This window comes from Paraplanobispora siamensis (assembly GCF_016863175.1).
In the GTDB taxonomy this organism is placed as follows: Bacteria; Actinomycetota; Actinomycetes; order Streptosporangiales; family Streptosporangiaceae; genus Planobispora; species Planobispora siamensis.
The window spans coordinates 1-20,713 of the sequence record NZ_BOOJ01000097.1 but is presented as its reverse complement, the minus strand read 5'-3'; the positions used below and the strand labels follow the sequence as shown (position 1 = coordinate 20,713).

Sequence of the window (20,713 nt, the reverse complement as noted above, 5' to 3'; positions counted from 1 at the left end):
TCTCCTCGATCCGGTGATAATTGAGGAACTGCGGGAGACCGGAGCGACCTTCACCGATCGCATCTTGCCCCGCTACCTGCGCACCGCATCACAGACCGCCGCCGCCATCCGCCTGGCCGCCGCCCGCTGCGACATGGCCGAACTCGCCCGCCTTGCCCACACACTGCGTGGCAGCAGCGGCACCCTGGCCGGCACCGTGCTCTCAGGCACCTGCGCCGATCTGGAGCAGGCCGCCAACGACGGTGACCGTGTTGCGGCCGCGGCGCTCGCCATCGCTGTTGAGCAGCAGACGTATGCCACCTGTCAGGCGTTGCGCGCAACGTTCACACCGAGCACCGGCTGAAGGCGGTGGCCCGCCGCTGATCCTGCGGTAACTGGCCGTTGAGGTAGAGCACGCACTGGCCGGGCCCACCGGTGTCGGTCACCGCCAGCGCAGTGTCGTCGGCCAACACCGTGCCGGTCCAAGCGGAGTTTGAGTTGGTCACCCGTTCAGCGTGCACCCTGACTTAAGGTCAAGCTCAAGCCCTCAGGGCGATACCCACGCTCACCCAGCGAAGTTCGGTTAGTCGGGTCGCCCAAGGCATCTCAGCCTCGGATTCGATTGTCACCAGGGTGACATGCGGCCACATAAGGCTGCACATTCCCGGCCAAGGTGCGTTGCATGTGACTTTCATCAGTAGATGGCGGTGAATCTTCACCGCTACGCGACGTTTGATCGTCAAGCATGGCCGCCGGGACGGCATAGCGACAGCGCGGTTTACCGCAGGTCGACGTCGACGCTGCTCTCGGCGAAGATGTCGAGCAGATAGTGCAGGTCGATCGCCGAGCCCCAGGTGCGCTGGGTGTAGGCCGGCCGGTTGTAACCCGGCACGAGGTGGCGGCGGGCCACGTCGGCGTGGTGCCAGACGAGCCGGAACGGCGGCGCGGCGCCCCACCGGCCGCGCAGGCAGTCATCGAGCGCGTCGAGGTTCCAGCCGAAGTAGCCGCCGGGACCGTTGATCGCCTCGCCCAGGGCGCAGTAGAAGCCCTCGATGTCGGTGATGAACCGGCCGTCCAGGTGGTAGGTGTGCCCGGCGGGCCGATCGGGCCGCCTGGAGTGATGGTGGAACAGGGCCGAGCCGGACCATTCATGACGCAGCGCCCGCTCATAACCGGCCCACAGATTGGGCCGGGCCGGTCCGCCGGTGCGCCACAACTCCCAGATCTCCCGGGCCCCGCTGGGCAGCGGCTCCTCCAGCCCATCGTCGAGGATCACATCGACCAGGCCTGCGCCCAGCCGGGAGGGACGTGATCCCGTGACGGTGGCCGACACCATCTGAGACATGTCCACCACCTGTCCACTGCGGTCGACGGCGTAGATCATCGCCCGCAGATAACGCCGCCGGGCCGATTGCCGCTCCATCAGGGCCTGCAGCGGTGGCTCGGGGCGGCAGCCGAGGAGGGTGATCGGCTGCACCGGCGGGCGCGGGCGCTCGCGGAAGATCCCGAGGGTGCGCCGGCAGGTGCCCAGTGCCTGCCCGTCGCCGCCGGTCAGCGTGAAGGCTTGGGCGGCCGGTGGCTGCGCCGGGGGCCAGCCGTCCTCCGGCAGGATGCGCAGATGCCCGCGTAAATCGAGATCGACGAGACCGGGTCCCTCCGCCGAGGGGCGTCGGCCGAGCACCGTGACATCCAGCAGTTCTTCCATGCACGAGCAGCCGGGATCGTACGGCTGGCAACCGGCCGGCCGGCGCTGGGGATCGTGCACCGGATCCAGCACGATATCGCCCAGCCAGGCCCGGCCAGTGCCGACATCTGCCAGTGTCTCCCGCAGCGGTCCGGCCGGATCGCAGCCGATCAGGGTGTAGTGCTCTGCGGCCGGGAGTGGCTCGGGCTCGACGAACAGGCCGTCGATGTCGGCGCACAGTGCCATGGGGACATCGGAGCCGTCCACGCCGCTGCTGCCCTCGTCGATCAGCAGCCACCGCAGCGGCACGTCCTGATCCCACGCCCACACCTGATCCACGCGATCTCCGTCCGCGACGATGCTGTCATCGGCCGTGACCCTACCGCCCGGCCCCGGGAGTCCTGCCGGGGTGTCGGCATCGGCCGGCCATGGTGCTGCCTCAGTCGTCGGATGCCACGACCAGGGCGAGTGCGCGAGCGGTGCGGTCGAAAAGGACGAGTTCGTGAAACGGCCCGAGGACCCAGCCCCAGTCATGGAAGGAGTCCTCGCCGAGGTCGCGCAGCCGGTAGAGGGCCTCGGCGGTGCGCAACGGCCGATACAGCTGGCGCTCCAGCTCAGCGTGCAGGTGGTCGGGCAGGGCGGCATGCTCCTCGGCCCAGGCGCGCAGGCGGAGCTCTTCGGTGTCGGCGGCGGTGGCCTCGAAGCAGCCGCAGGTGATGCGGTTGCGCCAGTACGGGCCGTGCCGGTGGGGATCGTCACCGGGGTCGGTGGCGTAGGTGTCGCCGTACAGCTCGTGCTCGATCAGCAGGGTCAGCGCATCGTGGTCATCGCCCGGCGCCTCGGGCAGTCGGAAGCGCTTGATGTCGACCCATTGGTAGGTGGCGTTTTTGAAGTTGATGAAGGTGGTGCCCAGGTGGGTGAGCTGGCTGGTCATGGGCGTCCTTCAGCAGACGCGGTGGAGCCCAGGTAGCGGTGCAGGGAGGTCTTGGGGATGCCGGTCTTGGCCGCGATCTGCCCGAGGGAGTCGCCCTGGGCCTGGAGCAGCCGGGCGTGTTCGATCCTGTCGGCCGGATGGGCCAGGGGCCGGCCGATGCGGCGGCCGGCTGCTTCGGCTACGGCGCGGGCGTGGGCGGCGCGTTCGGCGGTGTAGGTGCGTTCCATCTCGGCGAACAGCGCGAGCAGCAGGAAGGCGATGCGGCCCATGCCTTCGTCGGTGGTGTTGATCGGCAGGGGGTCGGCCAGCGAGCGCACCCCGACGCCCCGCTCGGATAGCTCGTGTACCAGGTTGAGGACCTCGCGCAGGTTGCGGCCCAGCCGGTCCAGGGTGTGCACCACGATCGCATCGCCCGCGCGGGCGTAGGCCAGCAGCGCGGCCAGCCCTTCGCGCTCGATGCTGGTGCCGGTCTTGCGATCGGTGTAGATGCGCTCGGCCGGAATGCCGGCGGCGCTCAGGGCGTCGAGCTGGCGTTCCAGGGATTGCTTGGTGGTCGAGACGCGGGCGTAGCCGAGTTCGAGACCGCGCGCGGAATGAGCGGAGGCCGGGGGCATGCGGGCAACCGTACCGGAAATCAGCCCCGTACCACTTTTCCGGAACACCTGTTGTGGGCCGACTTGCGGAACGGATTCGGGCCGGGTTCCGGCCGCCGTCGGCGACAGGAGGCAGGCTGTTCCGCTTCCAAGGAAGCGGAACAGCCTCCCAGCTCTATCGCTATCTGGACGGAATGTGATCGATGACGAAGCTCCGGCTCCAGATCTCCTGCCATGTCGGCTGCAAGCGCAGCAGGCGATCTGGAACGCAGTGTCCGTAGAAGCCTGGCGGGTTGACGCCGCAGGTGGGGCAGGTCTCGGTAAGCGCGCGAGTAGTCCCACACGCGAGACATTCAGGAAATTCGATCTTGTCCGGGACGTAGGAAGAGATCATGCGTTCGACGATGACCGCGAGGCGTTCCTGAGGATGGATAGCGGGTTCAGGGCAGTAGGCCACGGATTTCCACCCGTGCTGGTCCCACTGGTGAGCTATGCGGGGGGTGCGCCGACCAGCAGCCTTGTCTCGCCTGCGCTGGTCGGTGCGGGCAGCAAGGTGCGCCAATCCAAGATCCCGGGCTTCCTTCAGTTCCGTGACTGCCCGGACCAACGATTCGAGGTAGCCCTCAAGGCGGTAGGGAATCCGGGCACTGATGATCAGATGATGCCAGGTGGCGCGGAACCCGTAGAGCGGGAAGTGCAGGGCGCACTCTCTCAAGGCCAGCAGCCGTGCGTAAGGCGCCAGCTGATCGTCGTACACTCGACGCGCCTGTTCGGCGAAGCTGCTCATCGGATGACCGTATCCGGGCGACAAGCATGGTCAGACGGCCCCTTCCGCCGTCCCGCTCGAAGCAGAAAGATCTACTGCGGGCACCATCGCCTGGCGCCGCCACTTATCAGTGAAGATTTCCGGCCATCAAATTCTGCAAGTCACAACTGTGCGCCACGGGTGTGGCCCAGTTGATCAACGTGCCGCCCTACCTGCAGCGCCTGGCCGATCTGCTGGAGTTGCCCTTGCGCATCAGCGGCCCGAACGGCAGCACGGCGCATGATCCCCACTGAGTGCGACCGGGGCAGATCACCATGGCGGCGCCCGTGGGCGGCCGGCTCCTGCTGCACCGAGGCCGGATCGGTCACCGCCGTGCTCGCGGCACCGGCTCGTGCCAAAGCCCGGGCACGCAGGGGCGGGTATCGGCCGCTGGCCGAGGCCACCAGGCAGCGGCGGAGGCCGTGACCACCATCATGATCGCGATGTGCCGGCCGGTGGCCACCTTCGGCCGAGGACAGCCATCCTCAAGGCGGCCACGTGAGGAGACAGGCGGTGGCGCATGCTGCCCCACCCTGAGCCTTCCTTGCAGACCACCACCTGGCAGCTGGATGACCTCGCCGTGCTGCGCCTGGCCGGAGCGCTGGATGCGCTCACCGCGCCGCTGGCCCTGAGCAGCGCGCAGCAGATGCTCATCGACCGCGCGCCGGTGTTGGTGGTGGATCTAAGCCAGGTCAGCTTCATCGCCTCGGCCGGCATCGGCGCTCTGGTGCGGCTGCGCGGGCAGGTCGAAGAGCACGCCGGCCGCCTGGTGCTGGTCGCGCCAGCCGACGGCCGGGTCTGGCGACTGCTGGCGTGATGCACCTGCTGGAGCATTTTGCGCTCTGCCCCGACCTGGAGGCCGCGGTGCGGGTGCTGCGCACCCGGCCGCTTCTGCCCGGTCAGCAGGCGGCCCCGTCCTCGGGTACTGCCTGAGCCTGCCTTCTTTACCCGCAGGGGAGGGGCCGGCGGTACCTGCGCCTCAGGCACCGGATGGTGCAAAGGCCGCTGTGCCCATCGCGCTCCTTTCCCGGCTTCACCCGAATCGGGGCGCACCGATGAAGCAGGGCGCCTGTGCCCCCGGCTGGGCTCTCCTTCCCGCCGGGGGCAGGCGTCCTTGCCTTGCCGCCGCTGCCGCGCCGGTGGGCGCTGGCGGCTCCTGCCGCTGCGGGCCCGTGTTCCCTCTCACCGCTCCTCGCGTGCGGGGCTGTCCTGCTCGCGGCCCAGACGCTGGCGGGTGCGCCGGCCCGCGGCCGCCTGCCGGTCGACGCCCGCGCCCAGCCGGTCGGAGGCCGCCCGCTGGCGATCGCTGCGGCTGGCCCGCCGATCGTCCTGACTATCCCGGCGATCTTCAGCGTTGGCCGCCCGGTCGCAGGCCGCGTTCTGGTGGTCCTGCTCGCGGCCGTCGTGCTCGGCCAGGCGCTGGACGCGCAGCTGGGCCAGCAGCTCACGCAGCACGGCCCGCTCGGTGGCGGCCTGTTCGCGCTCACCGGCCAGCACCGCCAGCTCGCAGGCGATCTCATCACCGAGATCGGCCAGATGCTCCTGGCGCTGTGCGGCGAGGAGGTCGCGCTGCTCAGCCGCCCACAACAGATCATGGATACGCCGGTCGATCTCCACGGCCAGAGAGTCCTCCCGCGCGGCCGCCCAGCGCCGCCCGGCCAGCAGATCGCGCTGTTCGGCGGCCTGGTCACGGTTTTCGCCAGCCTGATCGCGCACTACCGCGGCCGCGTCGCGCGCCAGGGCGGCCCGATCGCGTCGGCCGGCCAGCACATCGCGTCGCCGCGCCGCCCGCTCCTCCGGGGTTTCGTCGGTGGTGCGTGATCCCTGATCGCCACTCATGATCACTCCTGAAGCCGTGCCTGACCCTCGCCGCCCCCGGCGCGGTAGCGGCCCGGATACCGCGACGGCTCTGTCTTTTTCAATATGCCAACCCCCATTGCTGAGCTAGGACAGTCTTGAAGAAATGCCTCCTGCAGAGGGAGGCGCGGGCCTGCTGCGTTGCTCAGCCAAACGCTCGGGTTAGCCGGCGCCCCCTGGTGGCAGGAGAAAACTCCACCCGTCCTGCTTCCGCGCCGCAAAGGACTTCTCATGCCCGCTGCTGCCGGCCCGCCCTTTCCGCAGGGGACCATCACCGTCCAGAGCACCGATGAGGTGCTCACCGTGCGGGTGTGCGGCGTGCTGGATGCCGCCTCCAACGCGCCCGCGCTGGAGCAGTGCCTGGGTGCGGTGCAGGCCGCCGAGGTATTGGGCCCGCGCCGGCTGGTGCTGGATATTTGCGCGCTGAGTGGCTGCGACGGCGCCGGGCTGCGCGCGGTGCTGAGTGCGCTCACCCGCGCCGAGCGTGAGGGCATCGCCTTGCACATCGACGGGCTGGACGGGGTGGCCGGCCGGATCCTGGCCGGCAGCTATCTGCGCACCGACGCCGCGACTCCCACCGCCCCTGCCGCCCCTGCCGCCCCTGCCGTCCGCGGCAGTCGCAGCGGCCGGGCACCGCGCCCTGCCCGGCGCGCTGCTGCCCTGGCCGGGCGCCACCGGCCCGGCCCGCGTTGACGCCCTTTCGACGGGGGGGCTGGCAAGGGCCCGCGAGCATCGGATGAGGTGCCGCCCGCCTGGTGGAGGCGGCGCCCGCGGGCCCCGGAGGTGGAGGCGATCGCCTGTGTGCGCGTCGTGTCTGCACCCTGGCCGCTGCTCTACCCCACAGCCGCAGCCGGTTATCAGGGCACGGCCCCAAGGAGCAGGGAGATCTATCGTCCCGGCCACCGCGATTCAACGCAGGGTAGTCAAGACGATACGCAAAGCTGCATGATGGGGAACGCGTGGTGATCCGGGGGAGGCATCGCGCACCATCAGCGGGCCCGCCGCAGCGGCGCCGTTGTTTTCGGCCCTCACCCATGCCCCCTGCGGCGGGCCCGCCCCATCAGCGCAGCGCTCCTTTCGGCGCCGGGGCCGCTGCCACGCGCGAAGGCCGACTGAAGGCCGGCGATTGGCGGCCCGCGCTCGAGCGCGCAGCCGATACCTGCACGGAGTCGGCGATCCCTCACCGTTGCTGACCCTGGCTCCCCGTGCAGGCCCGGCCGGCCGGTGCACTCTCCCTCCATGAGGAGGCACCGTCGCATATTTGGTTCTATCAGTATTCATTCCACCACGGTGGGTGAAAACGGGGAATGCTCCGGGTCGGCCTGCCCTATCGGCGGGGCGCCGATGGGGCAGGCCATCCCGCGTCATCGGCCCGGCTGAGAGGCGGCGGGTCGGCGGGCAGGGTGACGGTGAAGCAGGCGCCCGGATCGGCAGGGCTGTAGACGACGTCGCCGCCGTGGGCGCGGGCCAGCTCCCGGGTGATCCACAAGCCGAGGCCGACCGATTCAGGGGCGGTATCGGCACTGCTGAAACGGGAGAACAACACCTGCTGTTTGTCCTCGGGCACGCCCGGTCCGTGGTCGCGCACGCAGATGGCGACCTGGCCGCCGGGGGCAGGGGCGGCGCTGATGACGACCGGGGGATCGCCATGGCGCAGGGCGTTGGTGATGAGGTTGATCAGGATCTGCTCCAAGCGCGCGGGGTCGGCGCAGATCTTCATATCGCCGTCCATGGCGACGGTGACCGGGTGGGTCAGGTAGGTCAGGGCCGCATCGATGGCGGCGCGCAGCGGAACAGGCTGCAGGTCCAGGCGTAGCCGGCCGTGTTCGTCGACGCGGTCGGCATCCAGCAAGCTGACGGCCAGGCGGCGGATCCGCGCGGTCTGGCGCAGTGCCGCCTCGGTGAACTTACGCCGCTGAGCGACCGGCAGGTCGCCGTCGTCATCATGCAGGGTTTCCAGGGCGAACTGCACCGCGGTCAGCGGGGAGCGCACATCATGGGCCAGGGTCGAGGTCAGGGCGGCCCGCCAGCGTTCGGCCTGGGCGATCTCGTCACGGGCACGGCGCAGGGCGGCGCGGTCGCGGCGGTGGTGGTCGACCTGGCGGGCGACCACCACCGCCACGGCGAACAGAGTAGGGATGAACAAAACCGCGCTGATGATGACCTGTGCGGGGCGGCCGGCGGCGATCATCGGGCCCAGGTAGGCCAGCAGCGCCATCGGCGTCACCGCCAGGGCGGCGCGGGCAGGAAAATGCAGGCCGACCCAGACGAACACCAGCACGAAGAACGGCGCGGCGCCGGCGGCGGTGCCTGCGGCCGCCGCGATGGAGGCGGCCAGGACGACGAAGGCCGGCGCGGTCAGCACGAGCGGGGCCCGCGGGTGCAGCCGCGCCCACAGCGGTGACCACCCCGCGGCGGCCGCGCTCGCCTGCAACACGGTCAGGCCCAGGAACAGCGGCCGCTGACCAGCCGGGACCATCACGGTCTTGACGAGGGTCAGGGCCGCGCCCAGGGCGAACAGCAGCCCCATCTGCCGGGCGGCGTGCAGGGGCCCTTCACCCAGGACCGACCACTGTCGCATGGTGACCCCCTCACCACTTTGCACGGATAAACGCCCATACCCATACTTTCCCGGATGAACCGGCCATCTCTGGGATATGTCTGCATGAGCGGTGTCCGAGCCGGCGAAGCCGAGATCACCGAGCAGCAGCGCCAGGAGGTGGCCGAGGCCCGCGGAGCGGCTGTGCTGGGTCGCGACGCTGTACGACCACCCCTGGCGAGCCGGTGCCAAGGACCCCTACGCCGCGCGGATACGCCCGCGAAGGTCGCCCAGGCCTGATCGCCCCGCGGCCCCGCCGACCGGCGATCTTGTACGTGAATCAGTGGACACTTGCTGACATACGACCTCGCCAGTGATCACGACGGCGCTCACGTCGCAGGACTCCCGTCATGTGTGCCGCAGGGCGGCGCGATCATGGTCCGTGCCGTACAGCCGTCGCCTCACCGCCGTTATTTGATCTTGCCTGCACAGGGGTGGGGGTGATCTTGTGGCCTCGCTCACGGCTATCTGAGTTTGTAAATCAAACCCTGATGGACCAGTGCATCAAGATGTACGAGTTCGCCGTATGGCCGACAGATCGTCATATCACGGCCGGGCTCCTTGCCGGGTCTCCACCGGATGGTTACCCGCGGGCGGCAATCAGGGCCGTGGGGGACGGCCTGGTCGCTGTCAGAGCGGTCAGGGCGCTGGCGACGGCGGTGACGGCCAGTGAGGCCATGATCAGCAGACCGAGGAGGGTCCAGGGTACGGAGAGGATGTGCACGCCTGCGGGACCCGGGTAGAAGCTCGCCAGCGCAGCCGCGGCGACCAGGGTTCCCAGCAGCAGGCCGATCAGGGTGACCGCGGCGGACTCGATGACGGCCATCCGGACGACCTGGCTGCGGCTCAATCCGGTGGCGCGGGCGACGGCGAACTCGGTGCGGCGTTCTGCGGCGGCGATCACGACGGCGTTGATCACCGCGATCGCGGCGTACAGGCCGGACATGCCCATCAGGACGGCCATGATCCCCATGGTGCCGCGCTGCTGGGCCTCCACCCGGGCGTCGGCCCACTGGCCAAGGGTGCGCACCTCACCGATCCCGGCGGCGCGGATCCGGTCGGCGACCGCTTGCGGTGATGTGCCGGGGGCGATCTGAACCAGGGTCTCGGTCGGCGCGTCGGCGAGCATCGCGGTGGGCACGAGGTCGCGCGGTACCAGGAAGTTGTCGCTGCCATTCTCCAGGACTTCCGGCAGACGCGCGACGATGCGCAGCTTGAGCTTGTGAGGGCCGATCCGCGCCGTGACCGCGCCGTCGCGAACGCCTTCGGCGGCCAGCCGGGGGCCGATCGCGACGGTGCGGCCGTGCAGGGCCTCCAGGGAGCCAGAACGCAGGGTGAGGCGGTGGGTGCGCCGGTAGGCGGCGGCGTCGACCGCGGTGATCCCCGAATGGTGGGTCTGCCGGTAGGAGCGGTGGTCCACCCGATGCTGGGCCGTCACCGACATCTCCACCTGGCTTTGCGGGGAGGCCAGGGCGACGCCGGGGATCTGGGGGATCCGGGCTGCGACTGCGCCGGTCGATGTGACCACCAGATCGGCAGCGGTGCTGCGTTCGAGGTCGACGCCGGCGGCGCGGGCCAGCGAGTTCAGCGCGCCGGTCAAGCCGACCAGCAGGCCGACCAGCACGATGACGGGCGCGGCTGTCGAGGCGCTGCGGCGTACCGCATCACGCAGGTTGGCCTGTGCCAGTTCGCCGAGCGCACTGGTGCGCAGCACCATCCCCAGCAGCCGGCCGACCAGTGGAACGACCAGCGGGCTCAACGCGCTCAAAGCGATCGATCCGAAGACCGGGATCGCCATCGCGACCAGCAGGGCGCCCAGCAGATCCGCCCCATGCCCTGCCACAACGAGCATGACGGTCAGCACCAGTGAGGACACCCCCCACAGCCAGCGGCCGAGGGTCATCACGCGGGTGGCACGAGGGGCGCTGCGCAGGGCGTCCAACGGGTGCACCCGCGCCGCCCGGTAGGAGGCCGACAGCACCCCGAAGACTGCGACACCGATCCCCACGGCCGGCGACAACAGCAGCATCCCGTGGGACCAGCGGGCGGAGAAGTCGCCGGGAAGCAGCCCGATCCCGATCAGCAGCCGGGCCTGGAGCCAGGTGGCCGGCATGCCCAGCAAGATCCCCAAGGCGCTGCCGGCCAGCCCCAGCAGGAACGCCTCGCCCAGCAACAGCCTGATCAGCTGAGGGCGGCTGCCGCCGAGCATCCGCAGCAGGGCCAGCTCCTCGCGTCGCTGCTCGACGGAGAAGGCGAACGTCGAGCCCACGATGAACACCGCCAGGAACATCGCCAGCGGTGTGGCCATGCCCAGCAGCGTCGCGGCCCCGACGTACCCCTCCCTGATCTGCTCGGCGAGCCGACCCGAAGCGCCCGGCGGGATCGTGGGATCGCCCGTGGAGACCAGCACGAGCACCGATGACTGGACCAGGGCCACGCCGAGGGTGACCGTCAGCAGCGCTCCGGCGAACAGCGGCCAGCGATCGCGAACGGTACTGGCGGAGATGCGCAGCATGGGATCAGCCCTCCAACCGGGTGAGCCGTTCGGCCACCTGGGCGGCGGAGGGACGCAGCAGACGGTCGGCGATCCGGCCGTCGGACAAAAACACCACCGCGTCGGCACTTGCCGCCGCGACCGGGTCGTGGGTGACCATGACGACGGTCTGCCCGGCGGCATCGACCATGCGGCGCAGCAGCCGCAGGACCGTGCGGGCCGACCCGGTGTCCAAAGCTCCGGTGGGTTCGTCGGCGAACAGCACCGAGGGCCGCATCACCATCGCGCGGGCGATCGCCACTCGCTGCTGCTGCCCGCCCGACAGCTCCCGCGGTCGATGCCGCCCCCGGTCGGCCAGCCCCACATCGGCCAGCGCGGTTTGCACATCACGGCGCGACGGCCGGGCCCCGGCCAGCCGCAACGGGAGCGCGACGTTCTGCTCGGCGCTCAGCGAGCCGATCAGGTTGAAGTTCTGGAAGACGAACCCCACGGTGCGGCGCCGCAGCCTAGTCAGTTCCGCATCGGTGGCGTGGGTGATGTCCTGCCCGGCCAGCAGGACGCGACCGGCGCTCACCCGATCCAGGCCCGCGGCGCAGTGCAGCAGGGTGGACTTTCCCGACCCTGACGGGCCCATCACGGCAGTCCAGGAACCAGCCGGGAAAGTCACACTGACGCCGGCCAGCGCTTGCACCTGCGTCTCACCGGCCCCGTAATGCATGCTCACCTGGTACAGCTGCACGGGGGCGACCGGGAGGCCGGCATGCGGCCCCGCGGCGGCAGGAGCCCTCATCGCACGACCTCCAGGCCGATACCGCGCGCCAGTGCCCGCACCCGCACGTTGTCGAGGGGCAGCCCGTCCTCATGCACATGGGACGGCCGGGGGCGCTCCGGGCCGGTGGGGCCGGCCAGGATGCGGTCGGCATCCAGGACCGCGTCGCAGGCCCCGCCGCCCGTGCCGAGCCGGACGACCTGGCGCGGCAAGGGGTCGCTGAAGCCGTCCGCCGACCAGTCGGGCTCTTCGTCCGGACCACCGGCGATCGGCCGCCGCATCACGGTGTCCCGGCTCTGCGACCAGCTCGCGCACAGCTGGGACGTTGCCCGCGCCGGAGTCCGCGGGCAACCGGACGCCGCCTCCACCAAACCACCGGCCAATGCCGCATCGGCAAGGACTGCCGGGAGAGCGGTGACGTGTACGGGAAGCCTTCGTCTCATGCCTCGGATCCCACCACCGCAGCACCGGCGCCCGCATCACGGTGATCTACCAACTTGGAGGTATGCCCAGCACTACCTCGGTGCCGGAGCGGATCGCGGGGTCGACTAGCGTACGTCTGTGCCGAACGATCCGCCGCCCACCCCGCTGGCTGCGATGGGACGCCGCGGGTTTCTGCTGACCACCTGGCCCTGGCGCGCGGCCGGCTACCTGCTGTCGACCGTGCCGGTCGTGCTCACAGTGGGCCTGCCGCCGGTGTTGCTCGGCCTGCCGCCGTTTCTGGCCGTCGCGCCGGACGCCACCTTCGGCGAATGGGTGTTCCTCGCCGTCCTCGGCGTCCTGCTGGCCGCCGGGCTCGGACCGATGGTGACCATCCCGCTGGCCAGGCTGGAGCGGCGCCGGCTGCGCCTGGTGGATCTCCGCTCGACGGGTTCGGGCCATCGGCGGCCGCCGGGCCGGGGCGTCATGATGTGGCTTCGCACCCGCTATGCCGAATCGGTCACCTGGCGCGAACTCGGCTACTTCCTGCTGCTGGCCGCCACCACTCCCGTCCTTTACGCGGCGCTGGTATCCGCGCTGGTCTTGCAGCTCTGCGCCATTGCCGCCCCGCTAATCCTGCTGGGCGGCGACGGCCCGATAGCGCTGGGCCTGGTGAAGGTCGCGACCCCGGCGGCCGCGCTGCCGTACGCGCTCGCCGCGCTCGTGCTGCTGCCCGCCGTTCCCTACCTGCTGGCACTGACCGCCGGTGCGCAGGCCGCGCTCGCCCGAGCGCTGCTCCAGCGCGGATCCGGCGAACGGCTCCAGGCCGAACTCGTCGAGGTTGCGCGCTCGCGGGCGCGGCTGGTCGACGCCTTCGAGGCCGAACGCCGCCGCATCGAACGCGACCTGCACGACGGCGCCCAGCAACGGCTGCTCTCGCTCACCATGAAGCTCGGGCTGGCCCGGGTGGACCTGCCGTCCGGATCTGCGGCCGCCGACAGCATGGCCGACGCCCACCAGGAGGCCAAACAGCTCATGACCGAGCTGCGGGAACTGGTGCACGGCATCCATCCCCGCGTACTCACCGATCGGGGACTGACGGCGGCGCTGGGCGAACTGGCCGATCGCTCCCCTCTGGCGGTCACCGTCGCGGCCGACCTGCCCGGACGGCCGCCCCGCCACGTCGAGAGCACGGCCTACTTCGCCGCCGCCGAAGCGCTCACCAACGCCGCCAAGCACAGCGGTGCCGATCGGGCCGCAGTGGCTGCGCGCTGGGACGACGGCGTCCTCACCCTGGAGATCATCGATGGCGGTGCCGGCGGCGCCGATCCCGGCCGCGGCACTGGACTGACCGGGCTGGCCGACCGGGTGGCGGTGATCGACGGCAGACTGCTGGTATCGAGCCCGGCCGGTGGCCCGACCTGTGTACGTGTGGAGCTTCCGTGCGATCTGAACCGACCGTCGTCCGGGTAGTCCTCGCCGAGGACGGCGTCCTGCTGCGGGAGGGCCTGGCGGGCCTGCTGGCCCGGTTCGCCTTCGACGTCGTGGCCGCCGTGGGCGACGCCGCGGCCCTGCGCGCGGCCGTCGCCGAGCACCACCCCGACCTGGTGATCACCGATATCCGGATGCCGCCGGACTTCTCCGATGAGGGCCTGCGAGCGGCTGTGGAGCTGCGCCACGCCGATCCGGACCTGGCGGTGGTGGCGCTCAGCCAGTACGTCGAGCTGAGCTACGCCGCCGACCTGCTGGACTCCGGCGCCGGCCGCCGGGTCGGCTACCTGCTCAAGGACCGGGTGGTCGACGTCGCCGACTTCGTCGCCGCGCTGCGCCAGGTGGTAGGCGGCGGCACGGTGGTGGACCCGCAGGTCATCCGCCAGCTCATCAGCCGGCGACGAGATCCGCTCGCCGAGCTTTCCCCGCGCGAGCACGAAGTGCTCACGCTCATCGCCGAAGGCCACTCCAACGCTGCCATCGCCCGGCGGCTGGTCGTCACGGACGCGACCGTGGGCAAACACGTCCGCAGTATCCTCGCCAAGCTCGACCTTCCCCAGACCGAGGACACCCACCGCAGAGTCCTCGCCGTCCTGGCCTACCTCCGTGGCCGACCCGCAAACCCGCACGGCGTCCGGAAACTCCTGTCCGAAAAAGAGAACTGCAGGACGGCGCCGTGATCGCGAGGTCCGACGACGCGATCACAGTCAGGGGTCAGGGGGCCCGCGCGTTAGCTTCTGGGCGTGGTCAGAACTGACGAACATGGGCCTCGTAGAGCCGGGGTACTGTCGTCGATCGGATCAAAACCGATGGATAAAACCACGTATCTCCGGCGATGACCGGCGGCTGGCGATGGCGGTACGCCAGATCGACGCTGAAGCTCAGCAGGCGGGGCGGAAGTACGACGGCGGGGGAGGGTAGTCGAGTCCGGTGGAAAACTTCATCACCACCCACCTGCCGTTGCCGAGCTGAACGCCCGCTGCCGGTCCGCGACTCGGTGGTGCCGCAAGCCGCACCTGCTTGGCACTTTAAGGAGAGCGCGCACCAGATGCAGCATAAAGACGGTTATGCCTGATGACGGTTGCGGCGTGACGGAACAGGGGCAGGAGCCCGGCGTTATGAAACTGCAGATACGCCTGAGCTCCATGCGACTCTGCTCTGCTGTGACGGGTAACCGGCGAGCAGAGTCCCGTGCGGGGCGGTGTGCTGCCGCCCCGCACGGTTGGATACTTCGGCACCGCCGTCACAACGTGCGTGGTGCCTACGGATAAAGCTTCCCGGTCGCTCTGCGGTGATAGGTCAGATCTGGCGGATCATGTCCGTCTGAGTGCCGGAGATCTGCACACACCGAACGGTGTAGGCCTTGGATGTGTAATAGATCAGGTCAGTGAGACAGAAGGTGTAGGCGTACTGGCTGTAGTAGGTCCTGAAGTGCACCCACGCCATCTGGGTGACCGAAGTCGACTGCCCGGTCACAGTCGCAGACCGAGAGAGGGCCGTTGCCTCTGCGGGAGTGACGAGCATCACGCCGGCCAGCGTCAGCGCGGTTAATCCGGACGTGAACGCAGCGATTTTCATGTTCTCTCCCTTGCCTTGCTGGTGGCTTTTCTTCCGCCCTGTGAGAGATCAGTGGACGGCGCCGGTGCAGGCATCGCTCCAATCCCCGGGCGGTGCACGAGGACAAGACGGTCGGCTAGCGGTTTTCCTCGTGCAGTAATCAGGTGTAGCTGCTCCCGGGTTGTGCGGTTTCGGGGTGGCCGGTGCACAATCAACACCGCACAACTGCACAGCCGTCCCAGTCGCCCGAGTCGCCTTGGCAGCCCCGGAGGTAGGAGATGGCGCGTCCCGAGCGTCCGGTCGATCCGGAGGCCGGGGTCCTCCAGCGATTCACGTGGGAGTTACGCGAGCTGCGGCGACAGGCCGGCAATCCGGGCTATCGGGAGCTGTCGCGGCGGGCGCACTACGCGCCGACCACGCTGGATCAGGCTGGCATCGTCTCGGCGTGCCGGCAGTGTCCGCCTTCATTTCCTGGCTGCACGATGGTCGCCCCGATAGGTTGACCTTCGCCCGAAGGAGGCGGAACCACCGGCGGCCGGCACGCTGGAGGCCCGCCTGACGGCGTCGTTGTCTTTTATCGCTGGCAGCATCTCGTGCACGACGTCGTGGTGGCCAAGCGCCTGCTGAGGGGGGCCTCCGCGGCGAGCACCGGCGCGTGGGCTGCTGGCGCATCTGGACCGGCAGAGCCCTGTGCAGTCGTCGTCGCTGGTGCGGATCCGGCGTACCCGGGCGCGGGAGCGCCCGCCGATTCTGCTGCCGCAGCAGGTGCAGGCGATCCTCGACGGTTGCGCGATCTTCGATGAGGCGGCAGGGGAGTGGCGTGGCAACCTGCGGGACCGCATGCTGTTCGCGCTGCCGGCCGAGAGCGAATCCTTCTCCGGGGGTCGCTCCGTGGACTGCAGTCAGATTCTCACGTTTGTGCAGCTCATCGGCTGCTGGACCAGGCAGCAGCGACCGCGGCAGGTGTAGTGCAACGGTCTCGTACGGCATGTCATCGTGTTGGTCACCACTTCCCGCAAGTATGTGGCGTCACTCCCGGTGGCCTGGTGCGAGTGCACGAAGGATCAGGTCAGTGGGCACGTAGTTCCTTGATGACCGCGATAGCGTCGCCGACCAGGTCGATGGGGCAGCCCCAGTAGTCGTAGATTCCTCCATTGGCACGGTTACTGCCGCAGATGACGAATACGCCGGTCCCCAGCTGAACTTTGAGACGGGTGGCCAGCCAGCCGACGAAGCCACTGTTGTCCAGGTCGGCCGGGAAGTGAAAGGAGAAGACTCCGAATTGTTCGACACCCTCGTGCCCCTGGGCGAACGGAACCAAGGCGCTCCAGCTCTCGTTGTCCCGGACCACCGCCAGCGTGTCACCGGTAAGGGCTGGTGGGTGGTCGGCCGGAGACTCCTCGAAACACCAGACGCCGTTGTGCACGACGAACCCGGCTGCCGCGATCACGCGTCTTAGGCGTGCTTCGGTCTGCTCCGCAGTCTCCATACTGACGCTGACCATGGGTGGGTCTCCTCGATTCATGTGGCTGTGATCCACTCTGAGATCTTGGGCAGTCACGCCCAGGCAGGGAAAGGCTTCCCCGTCCTGGCGACGATCTTCACAACGTCGTCGCCGACTTGCAGATTCCGGCCGCGTTCACGGCGAGTTACGCGGCATGCTCATCTCGAGTGGTGGCCAACAATGGCGATGACCAGCAGCTGATCCGGTGAGCGGGCCCGGAAGAAGGTGTGGGTCTGCCGCAGCTGGCCGGGCCAGCTGACGGCGGTGCTGGCCAGGAACGCCTTCAGCGCCGCCCAGATGCGCTCGGTGGGGTTGTCGTGCGGGCTGTAGCGCGCTGCGTACAACAGCTCCAGCCGGGGATGCTCGGCCAGGTAGGCGGTGACGGCCTTGGCGTGATGGATGCTGTCGTTGTCGCAGATCACCACGATCGCCGGGGCGGCCGGAAAAGGCGGCAACCACCTGCCGCAACAAGAGCAGGAAGTCGGCCGCGCACCGGCGCCCCAGCCGATACACCCACCGCCCCGTGGTCAGCTCCAGCGCGCCCAGCACGGTGACGTGCCGATTGGTTCCCGGGGCAGGGCGCGCGGCCGGGCGGCGATGGCGGCGACCGTTCGCCGGCGGTCCGGATCGCCCCTGGCGATCAGCTTGGGCCGCCGCCAGAGGGCCACCTGGCGCACCCGCCGATACAGGGTGCGCCGGCTCAGGGCGGGGCGCTGCAGATACCGCCACAGCCGGGGGATGGTCCACGGGCCCGGCCGGGCCGACAGCGCGGCGATCCGGTCGCACAACCGCCGTCCCCCCAGCGGCGGGCGGCCCGAACGTGGGTGGTCGGCCAGCCCGTCCGGTCCCAGCCGGTTGAAGCGCGCGATCCAGCGGCATCACCGCGCGGGTGGCCTGCCGCCACCGGCTGCGCAGAGCGACGCGCAGTGCTCGATCGAGGCGTCCGGAGCATTGGCGAACACGACAGCAGGGCGCATACTGACCACGACCTCGCCGGGGCGGACAGATGGTCTGAGCAACCTCGATCCAACCCCCGGCGAGGCTCATGTCAACGCCCATCGGCCCCGGCGATCTCACACCCTGTTACATGCAGTTCTGGATACGCGCTTGGATCGGCCTCGCTGCTTGACATCCAACGTCCAGGGGAGGGGTGACCCTGCGCCGCGCCGGATCAGTCGTAGGTGGCGATCTCGATGAGGTTGTGGTCCGGATCCCGGATGTACAGGCTGGTGATCGGGCCGAGCGCGCCGGTTCTGGAGACCGGCCCCTCCTCGACGGGAACGCCCGTCGCAGCCAGGTGAGCGGCCACCTGGCCCAGGGAAGAGCTGGTGATCAGGCAGAGGTCGGCGCTGCCGGGCACCGGACGGAGGGCGTGCGGCCGGATCTCGTGCCCGGCCGCGTGCAAGTTGATCTTGCTGCAGCCGAAGGTCAGCGCGTGGCGGCCGTCACCGAAGGTCACCGGCTCCATTCCGAGGGCGTCCCGGTAGAAGTCGATCGTCCGGGAGATGTCGGCCACGGTCAGGACCAGGTGGTCGAGGCTAGCGATGCGGACCGCGAAAGTCTCCTTGACGCTCTCCCAGGCGGCCGGTGGCAGCAGATTCCGGTTGCGGGTGAAGAACGCGTGCAGCGCCGCCCCGTGCCGCGCACGGATGTCCGGGTTGTGCCGTACGACGTCGATCTCGTTCGCGGCTGTGATCAGGACGAATGCCCGAAGCTCGGCATCGCAGGGGTCCACCGGCCGGCTCGTGAAGCGATCGGCGAAGCGCAGGGCGGGATAGGTCGCCCTACGGTCGCAGGAGGCGTAGAGGTACACCAGCGCCTCGGCCCGGGGCCCGATCAGCTCCACCAGTGTGGCCCGATCGGCGAGGTCGAGAAGCCGCCGGTCGAAGCCGTCGGTGCCGTAGGCCGCGTGGCACAGTCCGGCCAATCGCACCTCTTCAGCCGCTCCCCAGGCGTTGAGCTGGACTGCGACGCGCTGCAGGTGCTGCAGGAGCGTTCCGCCGGGGTGGGCGATCTCGGCGGCGCCCTTGGAGATGAGGAATGTCGTCGAATCCGTGAAGGTATCCGCTGTCATGACCCCGGTTATACGCCTCCGGGCGACCACCGGCGCGGGCGGGGGCACGGGTGTGCTCGAACCGGTGGATTCCCCGTCGTGAGAACGGCGGATATCACCCCCAGCGCCATTGAAATGGCCACCGTCATGGAAGTCCGGCCCGATCAGGAGCGTTTCGTCTGACCGGTGGTGGACAGGGGAGCTGGGAGGAGGCGGGCCGGAGAGTTTCCACCGGAAGCCGGGGTTTCGGCCCGCGAGTGAGTGGAACGGGAGTCAGACGGTCGGGGGGGCGGGACCTGACGGACCCCGGGTAACGGCGAGCACCCTGGTCACCGTCGTCAGGCACACCAAACCGTTCGAGCACTCCAGATGAGGTCACTCCCAACAAAGGCAGATGCCGTGAGCAGCCCCCTCCGCGCGATCACAGACGAGCTGAGGTCCCAGTACGGACTGTTCATCGTGGCCGAGATCATCGATGGCCCATCGGCGGGGGGAGCTATAGGGATTATACCAGACAGAACGCTAATTCTGTCTTGTATAGGAATTTATCGCACCGCATGTCCATGTTCGGGGACAGGTGCACCGCCCACCGCTCCGGATCGGGCCGACACCGCCCCCGTGCACGGATTCCCGGAACGGTTGCAGGTGGCGATGGACAGGAAACCGAGGCGGAAGCCGCTGAGGGGCCAAGGGGGATCCAGGCTCCGTCTGAGCCGATCCTGGATGATCAAGGATCGGTGGTACGGCGTGCCGTACGCCTGCCGTCATCTCTTCTCTGCCGTCTGGCGCGTTCGTCGCCTGGGCGGTCGCACCTCGAGGCGCCTGGAGAGCTGCAGTGCGTTCGGGTGCGGCGAACACCGTGTTCTGATGGCGTCGTCTTCGTGGTGTCATGTGTGGCGTCGCGCCGGAGGCGCGTGAGGTGGCGGCCGCGTGCGCAACCGGACGCATGCGGTGCGCGGGATGCATGATGCATGCAGTGCGCGTGGAACAGGCCTGTCGCAGGGTCTCGGGCGGGGTCTTCTACCAACCGCTTTCCCGCGTTTGATGCATAATCGCACTTATGCATCACTTGTGATTTCTCCCCTGCGGCCACGAAAACCCCGCCCCCGTCCTCTTCCCACCCCGCAAACCACGACACATGAACGCAGCCGCATGGGTGCATGCCAGGGTCGAGGCGCAACCCGCACCGGCCGGAGCCGATCCCTTTCCAGTCCCGCCGGCGATCCGTCGATCATCTGTCTGATCGCCCCGCCGAGGCGACTTGCCCGCCGATCGGCAACCAGGCCTCGTCCGCTGATCGATGTCGGGGAAAGCTCTCATCCAGCAGACTGAGTCCCGCCACTCCCCTGTCGACCCGTGCGGCTGCACGGTCGGCCGCACGATCATCGCGATCGGCTGGTTCTGCTGGGAATAGACTCACCACGAAACAGAAGATCTTGAGTGGGGAGGAGGGAACCCTGAACAGGCAGACACAGCCCGGGCGCCGGGCCGCGACGCGGGAAGAGCGACCGTTCTTCCTGGTCACCGCGGTGCCCTATACGTTGCTGGCCGCCATCGTCGTGCTCAAAATAGCAATCGCGGAGCCTTCGGCAGGTGAGTCCCTGCTCATCGATCTGGGTCTGTGCGCTCTGGCCGCGGTGTGGATGCTCGGCATGTTCACCCTGCGTCCCGGCTGGTGGGACCGGCCCCGGATCATGGGGGTGTTCTTCACCGGCCTCCTGGTGATCGCGGCGGTCCTGGTGGTGCGGGATCCCGCGTTCGGGTTGTTCACCCCTATCCCCTACATCTACGCCTTCACCCTTCTGCTCTGGCCGTGGCGGCTGCTGGGTGTGGCCGCCACGGCGGTGGTGGCCGGTACGGCGCAGGCCTCCAATCTGGACACCACGACCGGGCTCGGTGTGGCGCTGGCCCTGGCCATCATTACCGCCAACGTCGTTTTGATGGGTGGCACCGCGTGGGTGCTGCGGCTGGCGG

19 protein-coding genes and 2 pseudogenes are annotated in these 20,713 nt (G+C 69.3%); 7 read left to right on the top strand and 14 right to left on the bottom strand.

The annotated features are described in order from the left end of the window. On the top strand, positions 1-343 hold a 343-nt coding region (locus Psi01_RS41670; RefSeq protein WP_204069731.1), incomplete at its 5' end, for an Hpt domain-containing protein. Here Psi01_RS41670 and Psi01_RS41665 read toward each other — a convergent pair. The 5 genes from Psi01_RS41665 to Psi01_RS41645 form a co-directional block, all read right to left on the bottom strand. Next, positions 324-485, bottom strand: coding sequence for a hypothetical protein (locus Psi01_RS41665; RefSeq protein ID WP_239128426.1), 162 nt, complete (start codon positions 483-485; stop codon positions 324-326). The genes Psi01_RS41670 and Psi01_RS41665 overlap by 20 nt on opposite strands. Positions 486-757: 272 nt before the next feature. Continuing rightward, on the bottom strand, positions 758-2,002 hold the full coding sequence (locus tag Psi01_RS41660) for a barstar family protein (RefSeq protein ID WP_204069730.1): 1,245 nt from the start codon (positions 2,000-2,002) through the stop codon (positions 758-760). Positions 2,003-2,102: 100 nt separating this feature from the next. Then, positions 2,103-2,597 carry a hypothetical protein gene (locus tag Psi01_RS41655; protein ID WP_204069729.1) on the bottom strand — a complete coding sequence of 165 codons (495 nt, stop codon included), beginning with the start codon at positions 2,595-2,597 and terminating at the stop codon, positions 2,103-2,105. Further along, a complete protein-coding gene (locus Psi01_RS41650) occupies positions 2,594-3,211 on the bottom strand; it encodes a recombinase family protein (protein ID WP_204069728.1) in 618 nt (205 codons plus the stop codon). Before Psi01_RS41650 ends, Psi01_RS41655 begins: the two co-directional genes overlap by 4 nt. 160 nt (positions 3,212-3,371) lie before the next feature. Further along, positions 3,372-3,977, bottom strand: a complete 606-nt coding sequence (locus tag Psi01_RS41645; protein WP_204069727.1) for a hypothetical protein — start codon at positions 3,975-3,977, stop codon at positions 3,372-3,374. A 562-nt stretch (positions 3,978-4,539) separates the two neighbouring features. Between Psi01_RS41645 and Psi01_RS41640 the strand changes: the two genes are divergently transcribed. Further along, positions 4,540-4,812 carry an STAS domain-containing protein gene (locus tag Psi01_RS41640; protein ID WP_204069726.1) on the top strand — a complete coding sequence of 91 codons (273 nt, stop codon included), beginning with the start codon at positions 4,540-4,542 and terminating at the stop codon, positions 4,810-4,812. Between the two features lie 365 nt (positions 4,813-5,177). Here the strand turns inward: Psi01_RS41640 and Psi01_RS41635 are convergent, their stop codons facing one another. Then, on the bottom strand, positions 5,178-5,834 hold the full coding sequence (locus tag Psi01_RS41635) for a hypothetical protein (protein ID WP_204069725.1): 657 nt from the start codon (positions 5,832-5,834) through the stop codon (positions 5,178-5,180). 249 nt (positions 5,835-6,083) lie between these two features. Between Psi01_RS41635 and Psi01_RS41630 the strand changes: the two genes are divergently transcribed. Next, entirely contained in the window at positions 6,084-6,545 is a 462-nt protein-coding gene (locus Psi01_RS41630; protein ID WP_204069724.1) for an STAS domain-containing protein, read from the top strand. A gap of 634 nt (positions 6,546-7,179) precedes the next feature. Here Psi01_RS41630 and Psi01_RS41625 read toward each other — a convergent pair. From Psi01_RS41625 to Psi01_RS41610, 4 genes are all read right to left on the bottom strand, one after another. Beyond that, positions 7,180-8,433, bottom strand: coding sequence for a sensor histidine kinase (locus Psi01_RS41625; protein ID WP_204069723.1), 1,254 nt, complete (start codon positions 8,431-8,433; stop codon positions 7,180-7,182). Between the two features lie 601 nt (positions 8,434-9,034). Then, positions 9,035-10,966: an FtsX-like permease family protein gene (locus tag Psi01_RS41620; protein ID WP_204069722.1), complete on the bottom strand. Its 1,932-nt coding sequence runs from the start codon at positions 10,964-10,966 to the stop codon at positions 9,035-9,037. Positions 10,967-10,970: 4 nt separating this feature from the next. Further along, positions 10,971-11,663: an ABC transporter ATP-binding protein gene (locus Psi01_RS41615; protein WP_275424663.1), complete on the bottom strand. Its 693-nt coding sequence runs from the start codon at positions 11,661-11,663 to the stop codon at positions 10,971-10,973. Positions 11,664-11,731: 68 nt separating this feature from the next. Further along, complete coding sequence (locus tag Psi01_RS41610) at positions 11,732-11,995, bottom strand: SGNH/GDSL hydrolase family protein (protein ID WP_204069720.1); 264 nt, start codon at positions 11,993-11,995, stop codon at positions 11,732-11,734. A gap of 280 nt (positions 11,996-12,275) precedes the next feature. Here Psi01_RS41610 and Psi01_RS41605 point away from each other — a divergent pair, with 280 nt between their 5' ends. Both Psi01_RS41605 and Psi01_RS41600 read left to right on the top strand, forming a co-directional pair. Next, positions 12,276-13,607, top strand: coding sequence for a sensor histidine kinase (locus tag Psi01_RS41605; RefSeq protein ID WP_239128424.1), 1,332 nt, complete (start codon positions 12,276-12,278; stop codon positions 13,605-13,607). Then, the gene (locus tag Psi01_RS41600) at positions 13,577-14,305 is read left to right on the top strand and encodes a response regulator (RefSeq protein ID WP_204069719.1); all 729 of its coding nucleotides are present in this window, start codon (positions 13,577-13,579) and stop codon (positions 14,303-14,305) included. Before Psi01_RS41605 ends, Psi01_RS41600 begins: the two co-directional genes overlap by 31 nt. A 619-nt stretch (positions 14,306-14,924) precedes the next feature. Here the strand turns inward: Psi01_RS41600 and Psi01_RS41595 are convergent. Next, positions 14,925-15,203 carry a hypothetical protein gene (locus Psi01_RS41595; RefSeq protein WP_204069718.1) on the bottom strand — a complete coding sequence of 93 codons (279 nt, stop codon included), beginning with the start codon at positions 15,201-15,203 and terminating at the stop codon, positions 14,925-14,927. Positions 15,204-15,872: 669 nt separating this feature from the next. On the opposite strand from Psi01_RS41595, the gene Psi01_RS41590 reads away from it, so the two are divergent. Further along, entirely contained in the window at positions 15,873-16,151 is a 279-nt protein-coding gene (locus tag Psi01_RS41590; protein WP_204069717.1) for a hypothetical protein, read from the top strand. Between the two features lie 100 nt (positions 16,152-16,251). On the opposite strand, the gene Psi01_RS41585 is transcribed toward Psi01_RS41590, so the two are convergent. The 3 genes and pseudogenes from Psi01_RS41585 to Psi01_RS41570 all read right to left on the bottom strand — a co-directional run bounded on the left by Psi01_RS41585 (position 16,252) and on the right by Psi01_RS41570 (position 18,760). Beyond that, the gene (locus tag Psi01_RS41585) at positions 16,252-16,686 is read right to left on the bottom strand and encodes a DUF6196 family protein (protein WP_204069716.1); all 435 of its coding nucleotides are present in this window, start codon (positions 16,684-16,686) and stop codon (positions 16,252-16,254) included. Between the two features lie 158 nt (positions 16,687-16,844). Then, positions 16,845-17,663: pseudogene (locus Psi01_RS44460) on the bottom strand (transposase). A gap of 194 nt (positions 17,664-17,857) precedes the next feature. After that, complete coding sequence (locus Psi01_RS41570; RefSeq protein WP_204069714.1) at positions 17,858-18,760, bottom strand: VOC family protein; 903 nt, start codon at positions 18,758-18,760, stop codon at positions 17,858-17,860. A gap of 1,508 nt (positions 18,761-20,268) precedes the next feature. Here Psi01_RS41570 and Psi01_RS41565 point away from each other — a divergent pair. Beyond that, positions 20,269-20,713: pseudogene (locus Psi01_RS41565) on the top strand (sensor histidine kinase); the annotation flags it as partial.